Origin of the sequence: Chryseobacterium potabilaquae (assembly GCF_902728265.1) — a bacterium.
Classification (GTDB): domain Bacteria; phylum Bacteroidota; class Bacteroidia; order Flavobacteriales; family Weeksellaceae; genus Chryseobacterium; species Chryseobacterium potabilaquae.
Genome location: NZ_CACVBR010000148.1, coordinates 1 through 516, shown reverse-complemented (window position 1 = coordinate 516; position 516 = coordinate 1). Strand labels below are relative to the sequence as shown.

Annotated in this window: 1 protein-coding gene; it reads right to left on the bottom strand. The window is 37.0% G+C overall.

Going from position 1 to position 516, the window contains the following annotated elements; translation table 11 throughout:
• The coding region (locus CHRY9293_RS18585) for a phosphopantetheine-binding protein (protein ID WP_162034334.1) at window positions 1-516 on the bottom strand (516 nt) is incomplete at both ends.

Here is a 516-nt window from a genome sequence, read left to right as displayed (position 1 = left end):
ATGGCTAAACACCATCGCTACACTAGCCTTGATACCCAAAGAGTGATGAATCTTACTAATCAATTTAATAGCCATAATACTATTACCTCCTAAGCGAAAGAAATCATCATGGATACTAATACTTTCACTATCTAATCCTAATACATCGCCATAAATAGCTACAAGACTTTTTTCTAGATCATTCGAGGCTCCTACATATTCTCTATCCCCTACAAAATTAGGCTCCGGTAAGGCCCGACGATCTAACTTCCCATTAATCGTTAAAGGCAATTCTTCCAAATGAACATACGCAGAAGGAACCATATACTCTGGTAAAAGACCCGATAAATACAATGATAAATCTTCAGCATTGATTGCTCTATCCGATACATAATATCCTACTAGATATCTTAATCCTGAGCTATTTTCTTTAGCCAAGATTACTGCTTGACGAATCCCTTCATAGCTCAATAGCACATTCTCTATCTCTCCTAGCTCTATCCTATAACCTCGAATCTTTACCTGGAAATCATTCCT